Origin of the sequence: uncultured Zhongshania sp., assembly GCF_963975605.1 — a bacterium.
GTDB classification, from domain to species: Bacteria; Pseudomonadota; Gammaproteobacteria; order Pseudomonadales; family Spongiibacteraceae; genus Spongiibacter; species Spongiibacter aquimaris.
On record NZ_CAXBHN010000013.1, the window covers coordinates 84,494 to 103,566 of the forward strand.

At 50.7% G+C, this 19,073-nt stretch carries 17 protein-coding genes; 6 read left to right on the forward strand and 11 right to left on the reverse strand.

What is annotated here, in order from left to right:
- Positions 1 to 52 precede the first annotated feature (52 nt).
- From AAC007_RS12115 to dksA, 3 genes are all read right to left on the reverse strand, one after another.
- On the reverse strand, positions 53 to 3,010 hold the full coding sequence (locus AAC007_RS12115; RefSeq protein WP_339677179.1) for an ATP-binding protein: 2,958 nt from the start codon (positions 3,008 to 3,010) through the stop codon (positions 53 to 55).
- 241 nt (positions 3,011 to 3,251) lie between these two features.
- Positions 3,252 to 4,121, reverse strand: coding sequence for a tRNA glutamyl-Q(34) synthetase GluQRS (gene gluQRS, locus AAC007_RS12120; RefSeq protein WP_339677180.1), 870 nt, complete (start codon positions 4,119 to 4,121; stop codon positions 3,252 to 3,254).
- Between the two features lie 45 nt (positions 4,122 to 4,166).
- Positions 4,167 to 4,604, reverse strand: coding sequence for an RNA polymerase-binding protein DksA (dksA, locus tag AAC007_RS12125; RefSeq protein WP_219043656.1), 438 nt, complete (start codon positions 4,602 to 4,604; stop codon positions 4,167 to 4,169).
- Positions 4,605 to 4,810: 206 nt separating this feature from the next.
- Between dksA and AAC007_RS12130 the strand changes: the two genes are divergently transcribed.
- Positions 4,811 to 5,971 (forward strand): pyridoxal phosphate-dependent aminotransferase, encoded by a 1,161-nt coding sequence (locus AAC007_RS12130; protein WP_339677181.1) that lies wholly within the window; start codon positions 4,811 to 4,813, stop codon positions 5,969 to 5,971.
- 12 nt (positions 5,972 to 5,983) lie between these two features.
- Here AAC007_RS12130 and AAC007_RS12135 read toward each other — a convergent pair whose 3' ends face one another.
- Positions 5,984 to 6,415: a group III truncated hemoglobin gene (locus AAC007_RS12135; RefSeq protein WP_339677182.1), complete on the reverse strand. Its 432-nt coding sequence runs from the start codon at positions 6,413 to 6,415 to the stop codon at positions 5,984 to 5,986.
- A 221-nt stretch (positions 6,416 to 6,636) separates the two neighbouring features.
- On the opposite strand from AAC007_RS12135, the gene AAC007_RS12140 reads away from it, so the two are divergent.
- On the forward strand, positions 6,637 to 7,233 hold the full coding sequence (locus tag AAC007_RS12140; protein WP_339677184.1) for a CoA pyrophosphatase: 597 nt from the start codon (positions 6,637 to 6,639) through the stop codon (positions 7,231 to 7,233).
- Here the strand turns inward: AAC007_RS12140 and AAC007_RS12145 are convergent.
- From AAC007_RS12145 to hemJ, 5 genes are all read right to left on the reverse strand, one after another.
- Positions 7,216 to 7,989 (reverse strand): hypothetical protein, encoded by a 774-nt coding sequence (locus tag AAC007_RS12145; protein WP_339677186.1) that lies wholly within the window; start codon positions 7,987 to 7,989, stop codon positions 7,216 to 7,218. The two genes, AAC007_RS12140 and AAC007_RS12145, sit on opposite strands and share 18 nt — an antisense overlap.
- 57 nt (positions 7,990 to 8,046) lie before the next feature.
- Positions 8,047 to 8,784 carry a TIGR04219 family outer membrane beta-barrel protein gene (locus tag AAC007_RS12150; RefSeq protein ID WP_339677188.1) on the reverse strand — a complete coding sequence of 246 codons (738 nt, stop codon included), beginning with the start codon at positions 8,782 to 8,784 and terminating at the stop codon, positions 8,047 to 8,049.
- A 69-nt stretch (positions 8,785 to 8,853) separates the two neighbouring features.
- On the reverse strand, positions 8,854 to 9,864 hold the full coding sequence (gene hemB / locus AAC007_RS12155; RefSeq protein ID WP_339677189.1) for a porphobilinogen synthase: 1,011 nt from the start codon (positions 9,862 to 9,864) through the stop codon (positions 8,854 to 8,856).
- Positions 9,865 to 9,873: 9 nt separating this feature from the next.
- On the reverse strand, positions 9,874 to 11,157 hold the full coding sequence (hemL, locus tag AAC007_RS12160) for a glutamate-1-semialdehyde 2,1-aminomutase (protein ID WP_339677191.1): 1,284 nt from the start codon (positions 11,155 to 11,157) through the stop codon (positions 9,874 to 9,876).
- 83 nt (positions 11,158 to 11,240) lie between these two features.
- Positions 11,241 to 11,660 carry a protoporphyrinogen oxidase HemJ gene (hemJ, locus tag AAC007_RS12165; RefSeq protein WP_339677192.1) on the reverse strand — a complete coding sequence of 140 codons (420 nt, stop codon included), beginning with the start codon at positions 11,658 to 11,660 and terminating at the stop codon, positions 11,241 to 11,243.
- Between the two features lie 211 nt (positions 11,661 to 11,871).
- Between hemJ and AAC007_RS12170 the strand changes: the two genes are divergently transcribed.
- The 3 genes from AAC007_RS12170 to erpA all read left to right on the forward strand — a co-directional run bounded on the left by AAC007_RS12170 (position 11,872) and on the right by erpA (position 14,797).
- On the forward strand, positions 11,872 to 13,287 hold the full coding sequence (locus AAC007_RS12170; RefSeq protein ID WP_339677194.1) for a chloride channel protein: 1,416 nt from the start codon (positions 11,872 to 11,874) through the stop codon (positions 13,285 to 13,287).
- Positions 13,288 to 13,302: 15 nt separating this feature from the next.
- On the forward strand, positions 13,303 to 14,343 hold the full coding sequence (gene argC, locus AAC007_RS12175; RefSeq protein WP_339677196.1) for an N-acetyl-gamma-glutamyl-phosphate reductase: 1,041 nt from the start codon (positions 13,303 to 13,305) through the stop codon (positions 14,341 to 14,343).
- 100 nt (positions 14,344 to 14,443) lie between these two features.
- Positions 14,444 to 14,797 carry an iron-sulfur cluster insertion protein ErpA gene (gene erpA, locus AAC007_RS12180; RefSeq protein ID WP_219043666.1) on the forward strand — a complete coding sequence of 118 codons (354 nt, stop codon included), beginning with the start codon at positions 14,444 to 14,446 and terminating at the stop codon, positions 14,795 to 14,797.
- A gap of 93 nt (positions 14,798 to 14,890) precedes the next feature.
- Here erpA and AAC007_RS12185 read toward each other — a convergent pair whose 3' ends face one another.
- The gene (locus tag AAC007_RS12185; protein WP_339677198.1) at positions 14,891 to 16,012 is read right to left on the reverse strand and encodes an anhydro-N-acetylmuramic acid kinase; all 1,122 of its coding nucleotides are present in this window, start codon (positions 16,010 to 16,012) and stop codon (positions 14,891 to 14,893) included.
- Positions 16,012 to 17,361: a peptidoglycan DD-metalloendopeptidase family protein gene (locus tag AAC007_RS12190; RefSeq protein ID WP_339677200.1), complete on the reverse strand. Its 1,350-nt coding sequence runs from the start codon at positions 17,359 to 17,361 to the stop codon at positions 16,012 to 16,014. The genes AAC007_RS12185 and AAC007_RS12190 overlap by 1 nt, the downstream gene beginning before the upstream one ends.
- 243 nt (positions 17,362 to 17,604) lie before the next feature.
- On the opposite strand from AAC007_RS12190, the gene tyrS reads away from it, so the two are divergent.
- On the forward strand, positions 17,605 to 18,906 hold the full coding sequence (gene tyrS, locus AAC007_RS12195) for a tyrosine--tRNA ligase (RefSeq protein WP_339677202.1): 1,302 nt from the start codon (positions 17,605 to 17,607) through the stop codon (positions 18,904 to 18,906).
- The last annotated feature ends 167 nt before the right edge of the window (positions 18,907 to 19,073 follow it).

Genomic DNA, 19,073 nt, shown 5'->3' on the forward strand with positions numbered 1-19,073 from the left:
ATTACCGAACAGGCGCGTAGCCGAACAACATAACGCGATCAGCGGAATAATTCTAGTTTGACTCGGTGTCGTTTAGCGTGAGTCGGATATGGATACGGGTTCCGTAGCTGCCAAATTCTGGCACCGGGCTTTCAATGCTGATCTCGCCGCCTAGGTCATTGATAATGTTGTATACCAAGGCAAGGCCTAAGCCGGTGCCTTTGCCGGGGTCTTTGGTGGTAAAGAATGGTTCGAATATCCGGTCTTGCAATTTTTGGTCGATGCCTGTGCCGTGATCTGTCACCGTAATGCGCGCATTTGGAGTGTCTGATTGTGCGTTTATGGTGATTATCGCATTGTCGCTACTTGCATCTCGCGCATTGGATAGTAGGTTAATAAATACCTGCATTAATCGCTGGGTGTCGCCTTGCACAGCAATATCGACGGGGCAGTTGTTGTTGTAGTGGATTTGGCGAGCTTCATTGTCCAGGCTTAGAAGCTGTATCGCCTCGGACACGCAGTTGCGGATGTTGACGGCTTCCGTTGCTTGCGACGGTGCTTCGCGACCAGTGTGGGCAAAATTGACTAGGCTGTGCACAATACTGCTAATGCGCTGAGTTTGCTTAACGATTTGCGAGGCGGTTTCCAGGGTGTCTGGGTTTTCGGTTTCATAGCGTAGGTTTTGAGCGAGACAGGCAATGCCGGTGACCGGATTGCCTATTTCGTGGGCGACTCCTGCCGCGAGCCGGCCGATCGAGGCGAGGCGCTCTTGGTGAGTGAGCTCGTGCTCTAGTAGTTGGGTGTCAGTAATATCTTCTACTACCACGATCAATTCGTCGCGGCCCCACATCTGTGATTCAGTTCGATGTAAATTAAGCCAGCGCAAACCTTTTTCAGTCTCCAGGCAAAACTTACTGCGGTGCAGATCGCTACTCGCTAAAAAGCTAATTAAACAATTGGCCCACGGTGCGGATATGCCAGAGAGGCGTGAGCCAGTGACGTCGCTAGATTTGATAGCCGTTATATCAGCCATGGACATATTCCACAGCAAAATTTCTTGGTCTCGCCCTAGGGCGCAAACACCAATAGGAAGGTCTTCCAGCGTTTGCCGATGGTAGCGGCGAAGGCTGTCGAGGTCGGCGGCAAGGCCCGTGAGGTTGGTTTGGTAACGTTCTAGGCGCTCTTCGATATAGGTTATGTCTTCACTGCTGCCTAAAACACTATCCGTATAGGGCAGTACGCGATCAATAACCCGCCTAGCGCTGGAGGGCCCGACTAATGATGATAAGTTGATTTCTATTCTGTCGCGGATACGGCGCAGGGCATAAGGGCGTGTTTCTAGCTCATTAAGCTGTAGTTCGTCTAATGCCCGCCTAAATTCCTGTTCGGCGGCGTGGTCTCCGAGCGCCTCCTGTAAGCGCTGCCGTATTTCGCCGGCAGATTGTAGATTTAATGTGTGGCGGCTGGGGCGGTTAAGGTCGTCTAGAGTGCAGGCTTCCGCAGCGCTGCGCTCTTCATCAGAGGTTTCACTAAATATGGAAACAATAATGAAAAATGCACTGTTAACGCCTAGGGATACACTGGCCACGACAACCCAGAATAAGTCGCGATCGAGTGAATTGATATACAGCTTTTCTAGATAGGCGGGGTGTTCATTGGTGAACATGGGGATCAGTAATCCCAGTGCCCACACAATAAAGCCGGCAGTCAGGCCGCAGATAAAACCGTTTCGATTGGCCCGGGGCCAGTACAGCACGGCAAGCACGCCTGGCAGAAATTGTAGGCATCCACCGGCGGAAGCCACCGTAAGATTTGTGAGAGTTTGAGTGTCGCCGATTAACTCATAGAAAATAAAGCCGATTAAAATGATAGCGCATATTAGTAGCTGACGAGTCATCAGCAGCCAGCGATAGATGTCAACGTTGCGGCCTTTGGGGCGCAGGATTGGCAATACTAAATGGTTAAGGCTCATGGACGCGAGTGCGAGGGTGGTCACAATGATGGCGCCGCTTGCAGCCGAAAGGCCGCCGAGGTAAATCAGCGTTGTTAGCCATATATTCTCTATATTTAAAGACAGGCCAAGTGCGAAATAATCTGTGGCGATAGTTAGTCCCGACGCTTTTCCCGCCCAGAGTATGGGGAGTACAGGTAGGCTGATCACGAGTAGAAATAGTGGTAGCCCCCAACTTGCGGTGACGAGGTTTTGGCGACTGGGATTCTCAGCAAACAGCATATGGAACACATGCGGCATACAGACTGAGGCGGCGAAGAACATAATTAGCATTAGCCGGTTGGTGTCGCCGGATTGCGGGGCGCTAAGTTCCCTGAGTACGTCCGGGTTGCTGTTTAGCCACTCTTGCAATCCATCGAAGCTGCCAAACACTGACACTACTGCGACAATGCCGACCAGCACAATGGCTAGCATTTTGATAATGGATTCGAATGCGAGCGCGACCACTAAACCGCGATGGCTGTCTTTGGAAGCGAGGTTGCGCGAGCCGAATAAGATTGTGAATATCGTAATCACGACACAAAAAAGTAGTGCGGTGAGGTTTTTGAAGTGGGGTTGGTCGCCCATTAACGCGTCGCCAGCACTTAAAATCAATGTGGATTCAGAGACTATTTTTATTTGGATGGCGAGAAGGGGCCAAACGGCAAGCGCTAAGAATAATGTTGCTAGCGAGCCGGCCCAAGAACTGCGGAAACGGAAACTAAGTAAGTCAGCGAGTGAGTTAAGTCGGTAGCTTTTACAAATCTGATGCAGTGGTGCGAGCAGTATGGGAAGGAGAATTAACGCCGCCGAAATCCCAATGTAGTAGTTTAGGAAGCTATAGCCATAGCGCTCTGCAAAGCCGACGGCGCCGTAAACAGCAAAGCCGCTGGCGTAAACTCCCAAGGATAAAACATAGACGCTGGGATGGTTGACCAGTCGCGATGGCAGTAATTGGCGCTCGGTGGCGTAGGCGATAGCAAACAGTAGCAGTAAATAGCCAATGCCGATAAAAAACAGGGTATTGAGGCTAAGGGTCATTGCGGCGCTGATGCGATAGGCTGATAAAAACAAAAATAATAATTAGTAGCCACAATATATGATGCCGATACCAAAGATTGCTGGCGTCGTTAAGCCAACGGCCTATGGCTGGAGCATAAATAAAAGCAAATGTTACAAGCAGTAGCAGTGATGAGTGAATTTGCATGGTGACCGCGAGGTTTTCATCGTCGGCCTGATGTTACTGGAGCGTCTATGAAACTGCAAAATATTGCGGGCAAGTTTATAGCTTAAGCGCTGTTGTTTTAGGAATACTCTCGACACACCAATGTGCAGCTCCCCATTGCAGTATTTGCGCTACATCAAGTTCCGGTGGTGGGGGAGTTTGCTGCAGATAGCGCAGTACGGTTTGAATGTTTTGCTTGGCGAGGCGGTCGTCAATGGCGGGGGCAAAGCTTTGTTTACTCAGTTTATGGCCGTCATCGCCAACAATGACGGGTAAGTGAAGGTATCGAATAGCCGGCAGTAAAAGTGCCTGCTGGAGATGGAGCTGCCATGCCGTCGCATCTAGCAGATCGACGCCGCGCACGATGTCGGTAATGTGTTCAGCGGCATCGTCGACGACCACCGCAAGTTGATATGCATAAAGACCGTCGCGTCGCTTAAGTACTGGGTCACCTACTTGCGTTGTAAGGTAGTGTTGCTGGCCCTGTGCTCGGTCTAGGAAGGTGATACTTGGATTTTGGAGTTTAAGACGAATCGCGGCGTCACCCGCTATATAGGGTTTGATGCAAGCGGGCGGGTGTATTCCACCGTACTCAGCCAATTGCGCGCGTGAGCAGCTGCAGTAGTAGGCACTCCCATTGCGCAGTAATATATTTAGGGCGGTATCATACTGCGTGCTTTGCTGACTTTGCCACAGGATGGCGCCATCCCATTGCAGGCCATGGGCGATTAAACTGTTGATGATTAGGTTTGCTGCGTCCGCTTGTTCGCGGGGTGGATCGATATCTTCAATGCGCAATAGCCATTGGCCGTTATTGGCGCGGGCATCGAGATAGCTAGCGACGGCGGTAAGTAGCGAACCCAAGTGAAGTGGTCCGCTGGGCGAGGGGGCAAACCGGCCAATATAGCCAGTGTGAGGAGCAGTCATAGCGAGCCTGTTGCTTAGGGCGACAATTGCTGTCGCCCATGCAGATTAACCGCGTTCTTGACGCTCTTTGATCTCGTCTAGGGTTTTGCAGTCGATGCACAAGGTAGCGGTTGGTCTCGCTTCAAGGCGTTTAATGCCAATGTCTACGCCACAAGTATCGCAGAAACCGTAGTCGTCTTCGTCGATGAGATTGAGGGTCGAGTCAATCTTCTTGATCAATTTACGCTCGCGATCACGCGTGCGCAGCTCAAGACTAAACTCTTCTTCCTGGGTCGCGCGGTCGGCGGGATCAGGGAAGTTAGAGGCTTCGTCCTTCATGTGACTAACAGTGCGGTCAACTTCTTCCATCAGCTCTGCCTTCCAGCTAAGCAGAATTTGGCGGAAGTGATCCTTCTGATTGTCGTTCATGTATTCTTCGCCCTTTTTTTCTTTATAGGGAACGAAGGTCTTCAAATTTTCAGGTGTACTCTGCTGTGCAGGCATGGCTGGCCCTCTTCTGTACAAGCCGTTAACCGCAAACTGCGGACATGCGCGACGACGCTGTGTCGCCAAACCGGCAAAACTACCAGATATGGCCGCCTTGCGCTACACGAAATTCACCTTAAATCACATGGCTACCCTGTTGTGGCGATGTTAAGGCGTTGCGGATAAAGCTACACTTCACGTTTTGGCTGATAGGTACAGTATAGGTGATTAATAATTTTGCGCGTCGGCTGGCAGATATCGAGCCATTTCGAGTGGTTGAGGTTTTAACGCGTGCCAAGCAGCTCGCTGCGGCAGGTCGGGATATTGTTCATATGGAAGCCGGTGAGCCGGATTTTACAACGGTAGCAGCGGTTATTAATGCAGCGAAGGCGTCGCTAGATCGCGGCGAAACCTATTACACCCCCGCAGCTGGAATTCCTGAGCTGAGGCAGGCAATTTCGCGTTACTATCGCAGCGATTACGGCTTAGACATAGCGCCAGAGCGGATTATGATCACACCGGGTGCGTCCGGTGCCTTGCTTCTATTGGCGGGTTTATTGGTTAACCCGGGTGAGGGCATGTTAATGACCGATCCGGGCTACCCCTGCAATCGTCATTTCTTGCGATTGGTCGAGGGTGAAGGCCAGCTGGTGCCGGTTGGGCCGGAAGATCGCTTCCAGCTTAGTGCCGAAAAAGCGGAGCAGCATTGGCGGCCAAACACCAAGGGCATTATGGTGGCCTCACCCGCCAATCCAACGGGGGAAATATTAACGGCGACACAATTGCGCGACCTCCATTCACTGTGTGAGCGTAAGCAGGGTTTTTTATTAGTCGACGAGATTTATCACGGCTTAAATTACGGGGTAGATGCCCCCAGTATTTTGTCGATCACCGATAAGGCCTTTGTAATTAATAGTTTTTCAAAATATTTTGGCATGACGGGTTGGCGCTTGGGGTGGCTGGTCGCACCTGAAGAAGCGGTACCGCAGTTAGAAAAATTAGCGCAAAATCTTTTTATATCCATGTCTACTATGGGCCAGTACGCGGCATTGGCGGCATTTGAACCAGAAACTCGCGTAGAGTTGAATCGGCGTCGAGACGAATTTGCTGCACGGCGCGATTATTTGTTACCGGCTTTGCAGAGCTTGGGTTTTGATATCCCTCACTGTCCAGCTGGTGCTTTATATCTGTACGCGGGTATTGAGCGGTTTAACACCAATAGTCAGCAGTTTTGTTTAGATTTATTAGAGAATCATGGTATTGCCATCACGCCTGGTGAAGACTTTGGGCGCTATAAGGCAGACCAACACGTTCGGTTTGCCTACACAACAGGACTTGATCGTCTGGAGGAAGGTGTGGCGCGTCTGCGCCGTGTTTTGGCGTAGTACTGATTGAATTTAAGGTGTAAAGAATTGCACGCCGGTGCGCGGGTTATTGCTAGTTGATTTTTGTTCCAGGGCTGCGGCCATCGACTCCGCGATACGCGCGGCGCGGGTTTTCATTTTTGTGCAATTCGGCCCTTCAAAGTGGCGATCAATATTATTATTTAATAGGTGCAGCCAGCGAGAAAAATGATGCTGACTAAGCTTTGCCTGTTGGTGAATGTGTTGATGGCGTTCAAAAAGTTGACCTTGGTAACTCGACTCTCCGAATAGAATTTGCGCCCAGAAATCGATAACGCGAGGTAGGTGTTGCTCCAGCGAGAAGGCGATGACGTCTGTAAAGAAAAATCCGATGATACGGTCGCTTAAAACATCTTGATAAAAAAGCCTGAGCAGCGTTTCAAGCTCTTCGCGACTGGCAATATCCACTTTGTCATCAGAATGCATATGCGATGCGCCGTATTTTGTAGTGTCGGTAGAGGATCAACGTGTGGTGGTATTATAGTCATCATTTTATAGTGGTAGCGTTTTTTAAACGAGACGATTTTGCCAGCGGTGGGCGCTTTTGGGTGGTGCTGGCCGCGGATAAAATAACTACTGCATGCGGGTCTCGGTAAGCTTAGCGCTCGCGCGACAACTTGGCTTCGCGCCGGCTAAAGGGGTTGGTATTGATAGTAAACACACCTGAAGCGATGGCGCTTCAACATATTGTAGAGCGGCTAGATAAATTTAAGCCCCGCCAGCGTTGGTGGCGGCGATGGGTAAAGCGTTCAGCAGTGGCGATTATTATACGTGAGCTGAATGATCACCTTGAAATCTTGATGATTAAGCGGGCCGATCGCGAGGGTGATCCGTGGTCGGGACACATGGCATTTCCCGGTGGCCGCATGGATCGAGGCGATATTACCGGTTTGCGTACGGCAATGCGTGAAACAGAAGAAGAGACGGGTATTTATTTGGACAAGGCCGGCCACTGTATTGGTCGCCTGTCTGACATTGTGAGTCGCCCCCATTCTGGTCGCCAACCCATGGTGGTAACGCCCTACGTTTTTCGACTGCATACGGCGGTAAGCATCGAGGCCAATCATGAGGTGGCTGAGGCGGTATGGATTCCCATGAGCTACCTGATGGACCCGGTGCAGCGCGAGACTATGGAGTTAAAACGTGGAAGATTTGCAATGACATTGCCCTGTTATAATTATGGTAAGCGCCGTATTTGGGGGATGTCATTGAGGATGTTGGACGAGTTACTCAGTCTTGTTTGATGGCTCCTCGCTGTCATTGGTCTCAATGTTCGGCAGTCTGCTAGGCGGCCGGAAGTCGAGGTCATCTGCGTCCGGTAGGGGGTTGCGCCGCTCTTCCCACAGGTGAATTTTCGTTTCGTTGAGTAGTTGTCGAGCTTGGTTTTGTGGTTTTGATGCTTCGGCTATTGCTTGATCTGGCAAGATGTCTTTAATCCACGCGACAAATATCGACATAATTATCGGTGTCTTTTTGGTATCCAGGTATTGCCAGCGCGAGCCGTCCAAAATGTTTCCTGATACCCGCTGTTGCTTTACTGGCAGCCAGTAAACGCCGCAGCTGGAAAGGCTGAAATCGTCCTGGCGGCCAAAGCTGATATTTGCTTTGAAGGGATTGAATGCATCTGCTGGCGGATTGTCGATGCGCTTTAGCGCCATAACCCATTCGCTACCCGGGGTGAACTGCTCGGCTTCGGGGCGGCATAAATCATCCTTTTTCCCCCAGATTCGAATCTGCTCTCGGTATTCACTACCTTGTAAAACGGTGTCGACGACTAAATCAAAGCCATTGCCTTGGGTGTTGCTCACTTCGCCGTAAACTACCAGGTCGGCATTGGCGTAGACTGATTTGAATGGGCCTTCCCACAGGCATTCGCAAGCGGATGCCAAGGGGCTTGCAGTCAGGGCGGCGATCAGTGAAAGTGTTTTTAAGGGCATGGTGAGGGTCATATTTGTCAGCGTGGTTAGGCGGCGAAATAGTGTTTTGGAGATATCAGACAATATTAAACAAAAAAAGGCGCAATAGATTGCGCCTTTTTTATGATTCTTGTTGCGAAATTAGATGTCGATAACGACACCAAAAAAGTAACCGTCAACAGTGACTTTGGCTTCTTCACCATCGTCTTCAAGGTCGACGTCGAAGTTACGGTAGCCGAGCTCAAGTCCGACTACGCCGAATTCATAGCCTAATCCCACGCTCATATCAGTCACACTGCTGTCGCTGTAGGAAATCACGTTAGCTATCGCAGATGCGTAAAGACCTGTGAGTGGCAGGTCAAAGCGCGCATTGACGTAAGCCATTGGCACTGGCGCGTCTAACTCGATGGAGCCTTCGCGGCCGGTCGTTGCCAAGCGAACTTCACCGTCAAACATACGCACGGTTAAACCGACGTCAAGATTGACCCAGTTGTCGAGAATCTCATAGTACAGGGTGGCATCAGTATGCGTTAAGTCAGTGGTGGAGTTTACTGTGTCGGCTGCGGTGTAGACGTCGCCTTCAAACGTAAAGCTGCGAGATAGTTGATTTGATTCAGAAATGTCGAGGTCAGTTCGCTGTAGGCGAATGTTTGGCAAAACGGGGACGGGGTGTTCCAGGGCAACGTAGAAACTTTTACCTGTTTCGTCGTCATAGCCAAGGTCATCGTTCATATCGATGCTATCTGGTCCGGATTTTACATCGCCGTCCCAACTTTGTTTCCACATATAGGCACCAGCACTGGCGCCGACAATATCGGCCTGAGTAGAAACAGATGCACTTGCAGCCAATATGGCTAAGGCCAGTAGTCTTTTTTGCATGGTAGATCCCCTGTAATAGTTTGTTTTTATCATAGCTTACGATAAGCGCTCTGTGTGACAGCGTAAATACTAGTTATTCAGTAATAATGCCACGTCTTTGGCAAAGTACGTCAATACGCCATCAGCACCTGCGCGTTTAAAGGCCAGTAAGGACTCCATCATGACGGTATTTTTGTCTAGCCAGCCTTTTTCAAATGCGGCGCAATGCATCGCGTATTCGCCACTTACTTGGTAGGCATAGGTTGGTACAGCAAACTCATCTTTAACGCGGCGCACGATATCTAAATAGGGCATGCCCGGTTTGACCATAATCATATCGGCACCCTCAGCAAGATCCAGTGCACACTCGTGCAGGGCTTCATTGCTGTTAGCGGGATCCATTTGATAAGTATATTTATTGCCGCCACCCAAATTGCCCGCTGAACCGACCGCGTCGCGAAACGGCCCGTAATAGGCGGAGGCGTATTTTGCCGCGTAGCTCAGAATACAGGTATTGATATGCCCTGTGCTTTCTAATATTTGTCGAATAGAGCCGATGCGACCGTCCATCATGTCCGAGGGGGCAACAATATCTGCACCGGCGTCAGCCTGCGCTTTGGCTTGTAGACACAAAGCCTCAACGGTGCGGTCATTCAGCACATAGCCCTCTGCATCAATGATACCGTCTTGGCCGTGGGTGGTGTAAGGATCTAGGGCGACGTCGGTGATAATGCCCAGCTCTGGGGCGGCGTCTTTAATTGCTTTGATTGCGGTTTGGGCGAGGCCATTCGGATTGTAGGCCTCCTCAGCGAGCAGGGATTTTTTCTCAGCCCCGACCACGGGAAACAAGGCGATGGCGGGAATACCCAGCGCGGCGAGCAACTTGGCTTCCTTCACTATTAGGTCAACGCTTAGACGCTCGATACCTGGCATTGAGCCAACCGCCTGGCGTTCGCCGCTACCTTCGCAAACAAACATAGGATAAATGAGGTCATTCACACCAAGTTGGTGTTCACGCATTAGGCGACGAGTTACCTCTTTCGCGCGCATGCGGCGCAATCGGGTGTTGGGGAAAACGCCCCGCGTTAGTGATATAGCCATAATCTGTTCTCAGCGCAGGGTTTTAAAAACATGCTCGGCAATGTTCAGGGTTTCTTCAATATCGGCATCGCTGTGTGCCGCGGATAAAAAGCCGGCTTCATAGGATGCGGGGGCGAGATACACGCCGCCCTCAAGCATACCGTGGAAGAATCGATTGAAGCGTTCGGTATCACAGGCCATGACCTGCTGGTAGTTGGTGATGTGCTCTGTCTCGGTAAAAAACACCCCGAACATGGTGCCGACATGATTGCTCGTCATGGCAATACCTGCGGCATCGGCGCGCGCCTTTAAGCCTGTGATGAGGTTATCGGTTTTTTGAAAAACCGGTTCATAAAAGCCGTCTTGTTCAATGTGTTTTAGCATGCAGAGTCCGGCAGCCATGGCAATAGGGTTGCCAGAGAGCGTTCCTGCTTGGTACACCGGTCCGCTTGGGGCGATGTGTTCCATGATATTGCGTTTGCCGCCAAAGGCCGCAACCGGCATGCCGCCGCCGATAACCTTGCCGAGGCAGGTGATATCCGCGGTCACACCGTAATAGCCTTGGGCACCTTGCAGGCCGAGGCGGAAGCCGGTCATGACTTCATCGATAATAAGAACTGCGCCGCTTTGGTCGCAGCTCTCTCTTAGGCATTCGAGAAAACCGGGTATTGGTGGAACGCAGTTCATATTGCCGGCAACCGGCTCAACGATAATGCAGGCAACTTGATCGCCATATTCCGCGAAGGCGGCGCGCACGCCCTCTATATCGTTATAGCTGAGCGTTATTGTGTGCTCTGCCAGCGCGGCGGGTACGCCGGGTGAGCTAGGGACGCCCATGGTGAGTGCGCCCGATCCGGCTTTGATGAGCAGTGAGTCGGAGTGGCCGTGGTAGCAGCCTTCAAATTTAATAATTTTGTCGCGTCCGGTATAGCCGCGGGCGAGGCGGATGGCGCTCATGGTCGCTTCGGTGCCGGAATTAACCATGCGCACCATGTCCATGCCGGGCATGATGCTGCAAAGTTTTTCCGCAAGTTGAGTTTCGATTTCCGTTGGTGCGCCGAAGCTAAGGCCTTTTTGCAGCTGGGCGGTGACGGTGGCAATGACGTCGGGGTGAGCGTGGCCGAGTAACATGGGGCCCCACGACAAAACGTAGTCGATATATCGCTTACCTTCTACGTCAAATAGGTAGGGGCCTGAGGCGTGGTCGATGAACCTCGGGGTGCCGCCAACCGCTTTAAAGGCGCGAACTGGACTGTTGACTCCGCCAGGGATGAGGTGGCGGGCGGTCTCAAAAAGTTGCTCGGAGCTAGTCATATAAAAATCTTAATTATAAAAAATGTCAGTGGGCATTATCACGTGCTGAGCTAATTATCGCCAGAGCAGGCAGCGTCTAATCATTAAAAGGGTTTCAGGACGGCAAGTAGCACTATTGCAAACAAAGCGACGACCGGGGCTTCATTAAACCAGCGATAAAAGACGTGGTTTCTCGTGTTGTGATCGTCGGCAAAGGTTTTCACTAAATGACCGCAATACAGGTGGTAAGCAATTAGAGCAGCGACAAAAAGTAGTTTAAGGTGCAGCCAGCCAGCGCTTAGGTAGTATTCAATATTTTGCGCAATTAGCAGTGCGCCGAAAGCGATAGTCAACACGGCAAAGGGGCTAACAAAACGATAGAGCTTACGCTCCATGACTTTTAAATAATCGCGTGTCGCTTGATCTTCTGCCATGGCGTGGTAAACAAATAGCCTAGGGAGATAAAAAATTCCGGCGAACCAGCAAACAATGGCGATGATGTGGAAAGCTTTCAGCCAAAGCATAATGCAGTACCTAAATAAATTGTTTCTGGGTGGCGTGATTTAGACACATTGTCATTGCTATCATCGGTGTCTGATAAAATCACTTTTTGGGCGCTGGGTGTTGCCAGTGAATTAGCATACAATATCTGCTAGCCAATTGTGGCTTGCCGTATTAATTTTTATCTCGCGCATTCTCATTAAGCTCTGCCGCCTGCACAGGCCTCTTAATTACATGACCGCCAAAAATAAACGTACTCAGACTGCTCGCAGACTTCGTCTGTGGTGGACGCTGGGTAATCGACATACCCGTCGTCAGCTAGGTACGGTTGAAGATTGGAAGACGCGCGGTGTGTTTTGGTTTGGCGCGCTAACAGTCGGTTTGGTTATTCAGAGCTTTGCATGGCTGTCTGAAGAAAGTTTTTCGATAACAGAAGCTGTTTTTGACCGTTACCCCTATGCCTTTCTATTGATCACCCCGCTTGGGTTGATGGCCATTGTGTGGGTGATGAATTGGGGAGGCAAAGCAGCCCGAGGCAGTGGTATCCCGCAGGTCTTACTAGCACATAAACAGAGTTACCATTGGCTGCGTGGACCTTTTTTGTCGCTGCGGGTGGCAACGCTTAAGGTCTTGCTAACTTGTGCAGGTTTACTGGTAGGTGCAACGGTGGGGCGCGAAGGTCCCAGTGTGCACGTCGGCGCAGCCTTGATGTACAAATTTGGTATCTGGGCAAAGTTAAAACAGCGCCAGGTGGAAAGCAGTTTAATTGTGGCGGGTGGCGCGGCCGGTGTTTCCGCGGCCTTTAATGCGCCACTTGCGGGTATTGTGTTCGCGATTGAAGAGTTGCAGCAATCGATGGAGGCGCGAACTACCGGTACGTTTATTATGGCGATCATCCTGTCGGGGGTGGTGGTGTTGGCCTTTGCGGGACACTATAGCTATTTCGGTGTCCCAGATGTTACGGCGGTGCCATTCTCTAATTACCCCTATATTATTGGTGTAAGCGCGGCGTGCGGTTTGTTGGGCGGGCTATTTAGCTTGTTTTTGGTTCAGGGTAATCGTGCGATTGCACCGTTAGTAGCGCGGCGGCCGCTGCGAGTTGCGTTTGTTATTGGTATATTTTTAGCTGCTATGGCAATACTGTCCGATGGGCTAACCATGGGTAGCGGTTATGTTGAGGCCAGGTCACTTTTAGCAGGGCAGTCAGAGGGGAGTTGGTTAACTGCTGCGGGCAAAATACTGGCAACGCTACTCACGTATTTCAGCGGTATACCCGGCGGTATCTTTTCGCCGAGTTTAGCTGCTGGGGCCGAGCTGGGGTCTGCTATGGGGCCGCTTTTTCCGCAGGTTCCGGTGGTGTCATTGATCTTGGTTGGTATGGCCAGCTATTTTGCCGGTGTGGTTCAGCGGCCAATAACGGCCTTTGTCATTGTGCTGGAGCTGACAGGTAATAATCACGATATACTGCCGGCTTTAATGGTAAGCGCGCTAGTCGCAACTGCGGTGTCGAAATTGGTAATGAGCGAGCCCGTGTATCATGTGTTAGCGAGGGATTTGGTTCGCGGCTGGGATCACCTGCTGCGCGAGAAAGACGAGTCGGTGTTGACGACGGGTAAGAACGTTATCGAACCGCAAAATGAACAGCGTTAAGGGAGAGAAAGTCTAGTGTTAAAAGTTGGGATAGTAGGTGGTACTGGTTATACAGGTGCAGAATTACTGCGTTTATTGTCTACCCATGCTGAGGCCGAAGTGGCGATGATTACATCGCGCGCAGAAGACGGTGTGGCAGTAGATGAATTGTTCCCGAGTTTGCGTGGCGTGGTTGATCTGCGCTTTACCGCGCCAGATGTGGATGCATTGGCAAGCTGCGATGTGGTTTTTTTCGCGACACCTCACAATGTCGCGATGAATATGGTGCCCGAGCTGTTGGCGGCAGGTACTCGTATAATTGATTTGTCTGCAGATTTCAGGATTGCGGATGCTGAGTTGTGGTCAAAGTGGTACCACGAGAAGCATATTTGTCCGGACGTGCTCGCGATGGCGGTTTACGGTTTGCCAGAGCGAAATGCGGATAAAATTCGTAACGCGAAGTTAATTGCTTGTCCCGGCTGCTATCCAACGGCGATCGAGCTCGGCTTTATTCCTTTGCTTGAGCAAAAGCTGGTTGATCCCAAGCGGTTGATTGCAAGTGCTGCCTCGGGTGTGAGCGGTGCGGGTCGGCAGGCGAAGATCGACAATTTGTACGCAGAATTGTCCGAGAGCTTTAAAGCTTATGGCGTGGCCGGTCATCGGCATTTGCCAGAGATCGAGCAGGAGTTGGCCTTGGCTGCTGGTGGTGCGGTAGGTTTGACCTTTACGCCCCATCTATTGCCGCAGGTGCGCGGTATTCACGCCACCTTGTATTCCGAGCTGTTAGATCCCGCTGTGCCCTTGGATGAGTTGCAGTTTATGTTTGAAAAGCGGTATGCCGATGCACCGTTTGTGGATGTGATGCCCCTAGGCAGTTTGCCGCAAACGCGCACAGTGCGGGGCGCAAACACGTGCCGCATTGCTTTATATCGTCCGCAAAATAGAGATACCGTTGTTGTGTTGTCGGTTATTGATAACTTGGTGAAGGGGGCGTCTGGGCAGGCTATTCAAAACATGAACTTAATGTTTGGTTTGCCAGAAACGATGGGGCTGCAAGGCGTGGCATTGCTGCCGTAAAAGGTGTCGGGCGGCAAATACTTGACTAAATTAGTCGGAAAAGAAGATAATTAGGTTAGTAGTGGCGCATATTGGCGCACGGGTAGTAGTGAGGTGATATATGTCTGCGGTTGAACAATTCACACCGTCAGTACTAACATTGACGGATAAGGCGGTTGCTAAGGTTAAAAACTTAGTTGAGTCCGAAGCCAATGATGATTTGAAATTGCGTGTATTTGTTACCGGTGGTGGATGCTCGGGGTTTCAGTACGGATTTACTTTTGATGAAATCGCCGAGGAAGATGACACCTTGGTTGAGCGCGATGGAGTAACGGTTCTCGTCGACCCTCTAAGTTATCAGTATATTGATGGCGCTCAAGTTGATTACACCGAGGGTCTCGAAGGTTCTCGATTTGTAGTTAGTAACCCAAATGCCAGCACTACCTGTGGCTGCGGATCTTCCTTCTCTGTTTGATTTTCGTTGGCCTAGTATCTGCTAGGCCTCGCTAGCATCCTGCCGTTTTCTTCTTTTTTCCCCGCTTTGCTATCTGAGCTAGCGTATTTGTAATCACGCTGGATAAATTGCGCCAAGAATGCGTGGTCCTTTCGCACCAGTTACAGCCGGTATATTACCTGGCAGATGGCTGAGTGTTTGCTTGGCCAGCCACGCAAATGCGACCGCCTCAACCCAGTCTGGTGGAATACCAAGTTGCTGGGTATCTGATACTGATCGCTGGGTAAGTAACTCTTTAATGCGTCTGCGAAGCGCTAAATTTGCACTGCCGCCACCGCATAAAAATACTGGCGCCTGATTCTCGCTGGTTTTTTCTATCGCATCGCAAATGCTGCGTGCGGTGAGTTCAAGTAGCGTGGCTTGGACATCGTTAGGCGCCATCGATGGGAATTTCTCAAGCGTGTCCAGAATGGTCTGCAAATTGAATTGCTCGCGTCCTGTGCTTTTGGGGCCGGTTTGGCGGTAGAAATCGGTGTTCAACAGGTGCTGTAAAAGTGCGTCATTTGATGTGCCGCTGGCTGCCCAGTTGCCGTCGCGATCAAAGTCTTGATTCAGGCTGATTTTTATCCAGCTATCCATAAGAACATTGCCTGGCCCAGTGTCGAAACCGATTACGTCGCCATTCTTTTGGAGGAGGCTGATGTTTGCCATGCCGCCAATATTGAGAATAACTCGGTCTTCGGTTTGGCTGGCAAATACTGCGGCGTGAAATGCCGGTACCAGCGGTGCGCCTTGGCCAGCCGCCGCTATATCGCGGCGGCGAAAGTCGCCAATGGTGGTAATACCGCTTATTTCCGCGATGGTGTTGGGGTCGCCGATCTGTAGGGTAAAGGCTTGCGTGTGATGGCGGGTGCTATCGGGTGGCCGGTGCCGCACGGTTTGTCCGTGGCTGCCGATTGCGGTGATATCTTTGGGGTCGAGTTTAGCCGTCTTGCATAATTGCAGGGCTGCATTGGCGAAAACACGAGCGATTTCACGATCTGTTCTGCCCAGTAGTTCTATTTCGCCATCACTCGTTGAGCACAGTTGTAATATGTCTGCTTTTAGCTCTGCGGGGATGGCGGCTGACACGCTGGATACAAACTGGACGGTGTTGTCGCCGTCCACGTCAATTAGAGCGGCGTCTATGCCATCTAGGCTGGTGCCCGACATCAGGCCAATGTATTTCGAGCCCATTAGCCCGCGTCAATACTGTTGTAGTTACGCTGCGCGGCGTAGGTTTTAAGCTGCAGCTGCATGCCAGATATTTGATTTTTAAATGTCGACATTTCTCCACTGTTCACCTTTGTTGGTGGTGGCAGCTTGGTGACAATGGTGGCTGGATTGCGGTGTACGCCGTTAACTAAAAACTCATAATGCAGGTGTGGTCCGGTGGCGTAGCCTGTGGAGCCAACCCAGCCGATGGTTTCGCGTTGCCGAACACGCTCACCCTTGGATACGGCTCGCTTATGGAGATGCAGGTACTTGGTGATATACGCTTCGCCATGTTTGATGAAAACGTAATTGCCATTGGCTTTTGAGTACCCGGCGTCTGAAACGCGGCCGTCGCCGGCGGCGTAAACTGGTGTGCCGCGCGGTGCTGCGTAGTCTATGCCGCGGTGCGGGCGCACGGTTTTGAATACAGGGTGTAGGCGCTTGGGATTGAAGCCCGAGCTGATCCTGGTGAAATCTAGCGGTGCCCGTAAAAAGGCTTTGCGCATGCTTTCGCCGCTTTCAGAGAAGTAGTCGACTTCGCCTTTGGTGTTGATGTAGCGGTATGCTTCAAAGGAGCGACCTTGATTAAAGTACTGCGCCGCAAGAATTTGCCCGCTGCCTAGCCGTTCGCCGTTTAAGTATAGTTCTTCATATATAACAATGAAGTAATCGTCTTTGCGGACGTCATAAACAAAGTCTAACACACCGCCGAATATATTGGCGAGTTCCATAATTATACTTTGGTTTACCCCTGCATCCTGCGCAGCTTTATATAGTGAGGAGGTAATTGTTGCGCTGGCAACGCGTTGTCGGATTTCTGGTGTTTCTGCTAGCTCGGTTGTGCCGAAGCCAGTTACTCCGCGTTCGAAAACGAGGCTATTTAACTTGTCTAGCTGGTAACTCATTGCAGAGAGTTCGCCGCTATCATCTATTTGGAACGATAATTTTTGGCCGGGACGAATTTTGTTGAGTGCCTTAGCTTTCGGTGCAGTGGTTAGCAGTTCGTGAAGGGCTTGCGGCGTGAGATTGGCGCGGCTAAAGATTGCCGACAATGAATCGCCAGCTTTCACTTGCACTTCTGTCCAGGGTTTTTCGGCATCTTCTATTGGCGGTGGCGTTGTATCGGCTGGGCTGCTAGCTGCTCGAGCCGGGCTGAGCTCTAAATTTAACGGTATGGCAGTGCGCTTGGCCTCAGCATTTTCACCGGGCAATAAGAGAAGTGATAAGCCAAGAGCAATAAGCGTTGATGCAGCAAGGGCCAAGTGGCGTCGCGGAAATTTGCCATTGCCTAATTTGCGAACGGCGTGCCTTTTGGGAATCCATTTTTGCATAGGTCTAATACTACATGCCCGTTGATGATTTTTTGCGCAGTATAACAAATGTACTGCGTGCTTGAAGCCCGTAATTACCGAGAGTTAAAGTAGATTCTAGCTTGAGTGCGGCGGCATGTCAGCTTTTCCGAGTTTGCATTTTTTGTCGGTTGTTGTATCTTGCCGGCACTTCGGTATTTTCCTATTTTTGCAAATCATCTGCATCAGGTGATTTGCGCCATCTATTTAATTGAAGGTCGGCGTATGACAGCAGTAAATGCAGATTTACTCCCTGAATTAGAGGCGAGAGGTCTTGTTGCCCAGATGACGGGTGAAAATGGTTTGTCTGAGTATCTTGCTGAGGGTCCTCGAACGCTGTATTGCGGCTTTGATCCCACTGCGGATAGCCTTCATATTGGTCATCTTGTGCCGTTATTGGCATTGCGTCGTTTTCAGCAGGCGGGGCACAAGCCGATTGCGCTTGTTGGTGGTGCAACGGGCCTTATAGGTGATCCAAGTTTTAAGGCTCAAGAGCGCCAACTTAACACGCCGGATGTGGTTGCGTTGTGGGTCGATCGTCTGAAGGCTCAAGTTTCGCGTTTCGTTGATTTTGACTGCGGCGAAAACTCTGCTGAGGTGGCAAATAACCTCGATTGGTTTGGTCCAATGACGGCGTTGGAGTTCTTGCGCGATATAGGTAAACATTTTTCTGTAAATACAATGATTGCGAAGGAGTCAGTGAAGCAGCGCATCAACAGGGAGGGTTCAGGGATCTCGTTCACCGAGTTTAGCTATTCATTATTGCAGGGCATGGATTTCTCTGAGTTGTATAAAAGACATGGCTGTACTTTGCAGCTAGGTGGATCCGACCAGTGGGGGAATATCATTGCGGGGGTTGATCTAACTCGCCGCCAGCATGGCGCAGCGGTTCACGGGTTGACGATGCCGCTGGTTACCAAAGCTGATGGCACAAAGTTTGGCAAGACCGAGTCCGGTACGATTTGGCTTGACCCTGCAAAAACTTCTCCTTATGCCTTCTATCAATTTTGGTTGGCTACTGCTGACGCGGATGTCTATAAGTTTCTCCGTTACTTCACTTTTTTGTCTTTGGCGGATATTGATGCAATTGAGGCTGATGACCGAGAAATGGGTCGCCCTTCGGGCCAGCGCGTATTGGCAGAGGAGATGACCAGGCTTATTCACGGTGACGATGAGTTGGCTGGTGCGCAGCGAATTACCGAGGCGCTGTTTTCCGGAGAGTTGGCGGAGCTGTCGGCTGCAGACTTCAGGCAGTTGCAGTTGGATGGGCTGCCGACCGCAGATTTAAGTCGTGCAGACTTAAAAGATAGACCTTTAACACAATTACTTGCTGATATCGGTATGGGGGCCGGCAAGCAAATAAAAGACGCCTTGGGTCGAAATGCCGTTTTGGTAAACGGTGTGGCGATAGGTTTGGCGGATAATATGAATGTCGGGGGTGTGTTTTCTGAGGGGCGTTCATTATTTGATGGCTATTACCTTGTGAAGCTCGGTAAAAAGAAATATCAGCTGGTGGTGATTAAGTAGCCAAGTTGCTTACTTATTCATCGTTAAGTGGTTGATAGTTAACCGAAGTGTTTGGTTTTTGTACGGACTTAAATGTTTTTAAAATTCTTTTAAAAAGTGTGTTGACTCCCACCATGGTATCTCTATAATGCGCCTCCTCAACTGCTGAGGCGGACGTCACCGAGGTG